Source organism: Arsenophonus sp. ENCA, from assembly GCF_002287155.1.
Taxonomy (GTDB): domain Bacteria; phylum Pseudomonadota; class Gammaproteobacteria; order Enterobacterales; family Enterobacteriaceae; genus Arsenophonus; species Arsenophonus nilaparvatae.
This window is the reverse complement of record NZ_NHNG01000353.1, coordinates 1-2,182: the sequence shown is the minus strand read 5'-3', so window position 1 is coordinate 2,182 and position 2,182 is coordinate 1. Positions and strand designations below refer to the sequence as shown.

6 protein-coding genes are annotated in these 2,182 nt (G+C 47.5%); all 6 read left to right on the top strand.

Annotated features, from left to right (window positions below; translation table 11 throughout):
* Positions 1 to 281: transposase family protein (locus tag CBG25_RS09325; RefSeq protein ID WP_290603775.1), on the top strand; the 281-nt coding region annotated here is incomplete at its 5' end.
* Entirely contained in the window at positions 223 to 579 is a 357-nt protein-coding gene (locus CBG25_RS09320) for a hypothetical protein (protein ID WP_290606213.1), read from the top strand. The genes CBG25_RS09325 and CBG25_RS09320, both read left to right, overlap by 59 nt.
* Positions 576 to 1,205 carry a LysE family transporter gene (locus tag CBG25_RS09315; RefSeq protein ID WP_290606211.1) on the top strand — a complete coding sequence of 210 codons (630 nt, stop codon included), beginning with the start codon at positions 576 to 578 and terminating at the stop codon, positions 1,203 to 1,205. Before CBG25_RS09320 ends, CBG25_RS09315 begins: the two co-directional genes overlap by 4 nt.
* A gap of 16 nt (positions 1,206 to 1,221) precedes the next feature.
* Positions 1,222 to 1,401 (top strand): hypothetical protein, encoded by a 180-nt coding sequence (locus CBG25_RS09310; RefSeq protein WP_290605674.1) that lies wholly within the window; start codon positions 1,222 to 1,224, stop codon positions 1,399 to 1,401.
* A 132-nt stretch (positions 1,402 to 1,533) separates the two neighbouring features.
* Positions 1,534 to 1,938, top strand: a complete 405-nt coding sequence (locus CBG25_RS09305) for a regulatory protein GemA (RefSeq protein WP_290606209.1) — start codon at positions 1,534 to 1,536, stop codon at positions 1,936 to 1,938.
* A gap of 10 nt (positions 1,939 to 1,948) precedes the next feature.
* On the top strand, positions 1,949 to 2,182 hold a 234-nt coding region (locus tag CBG25_RS09300), incomplete at its 3' end, for a Mor transcription activator family protein (protein ID WP_290606207.1).

The following is a 2,182-nucleotide window of genomic DNA, read 5'->3' as shown; positions in this document are numbered from 1 at the left end:
AGGTAACCATCTGGGCAGATACCGGTTTTCAAGGTATAGATAAACAGCATCCTAATACACAAATCCCAAAAAAAGGAACTCGAAAAAGACCTTTATCGCCTGAACAAAAACAAGAAAATAAAATAATCTCGGGCATCCGTATTACAGTTGAACACGCCATCGCGGGTATCAAGCGCCTCGGTTGCATGACCCAAATTTTACGGAATCGTAGACCCTTTATTGATGATACCTTCTTACTCCTTAGCGCAGGTCTTTGGAATTTCCATCTCAGAACAGCGTAAAATTTACTTCAATCACCGAAACACCCTTATTTCACTATTAAGCAACACGCTTATTATGAGTATTACCTGCATCAGCTGCCATCAGGCAACCCACCACCTGAATCCTACCCAGGCCGAGATTACCCAACAACCGGAAAGCGGCGAGTGGGGGATTGACCTGTTATTGACCTGCCCACACTGCGGACAGCGGTATAGCGCCTGGGTACTTAACTGGGATGTCGTGCCACTAAAAGGTATCACGGCAAATTCGCCATCAACACCACCCCATCATCAAACGCTCGAGGTAAATAAACCATGAACCTTGACCTTTGGTTAGTTTTTTTAGGCGGTGCTTTGCTGAGTGCCGTATTACCGGGTGCAGGCGCTATCCTCACCCTTAACCATGCCTTCCAGCGGGGATGGCGCAAGACGCTACCGCTTATTGCCGGTCAGGCGACCGCGTTAGCCTTGATGGTACCCATTGTGGCACTGGGTGCTGAGGCATTGCGCGCCTCAGCAACAGCCTGGCTGCTGCTGAAATGCATTAGCGTACTTTGGTTGCTGTTTGCTGCATACCGAACCTGGCGCGCACCGGTCAGGATGGATACCTACGCTGTCGCAGCATTGACCGGCGGCGCGCAACGGTTCTGCTGGGGTTTTCTGACCGATATCACCAACGCCAAAGCGCTCGCTTTCCTGCTTGCTACCCTGCCGGTCTTTCTTAATCCGGCCCAACCGTTAGGGCCACAAATTACCATCATGACCCTGACGATGGTGATGGTCGATGCGCTGATAATGACGCTCTACGCGCTCATTGCCACCCGCTTGCGGCCCTATTTTCAATCACCAGAAATACGTCAACAACAAAACCGCCTGTTTGCCGGTTTCCTGCTGTTCATTGCGGTCAACCTTTGTTTTATTGAACACCCGACCTTAATTCAGTAAAAGAGGAGAAATCACCATGTGGATATTAATTTTAGCGCTATACGCCAGTCCCTATGCCGGTAATGCTTTTTCCACGCTGCATACACAGGAGTTTGACACGGCAACTGCCTGTCAACAGGCCGCCAAACAGTTCGCAGAAAAATTTGAAACGGTCAAGGATATGGATGCCAAGGCGATTTGCGTGAAGAAGTCATAGCAGAAAATCGTCATAAAATTCATTCAATTGTATATTTTTTGTATTCATTTTATAATCCTTCAAAACCCGAAGGATTATTTTTTTGTTCATGGCTCGGAAGCCTGAATCCATATCAACCAGGGAAAGCGCCTAATGACCCGACAAAAATACCTGCAATTAATTAATATTGCCGCCAATCAGTTAAAACTGGATGAAGAGACCTATCGTCAGTTGCTAAAAAATCTGACCGGGCAGTCTTCGGCAAAATCGCTCAGCACGATAGACCTTAACCGAGTACTGAATGCATTAAAACGACAAGGGTTTCGTATTAAAAAACAGCAGGCAACGGTCAGTACTGCATACTACCCACAACTGGAGAAAATCCGCGCTTTGTGGCATCAGATGGCGAGTAAAGGGATTGTACGTGATGCCTCAGAGCAGGCCATGGGACGCTTTATTAAACGGGAAACGGGTATCGATAGCCCACAATGGCTCAATAGCCAACAGGCGAGTCAGGTTATTGAACGCTTAAAAAAATGGCAACAACGTGCAAAATGAGGAACAACTTATGGGGGCCGCCAAACACAATGAATTACTCGATTACCTTGCAAAATCAGTATGCGTAGTGTTAAGCGCAGAGAGCACCCTTTCCCAGGAAGAGGTACAACGGGTGGCAGAAGGGGTACAAACCCGCCTGGCGTCGGTCTGGGCAAATAATTGGGTCTACATCCCTAAACAGATGCATTGCCGAAATCTGTTACGTTACCAGCAAATTTTTGCAGACTTTGATGGCAGTAACCAT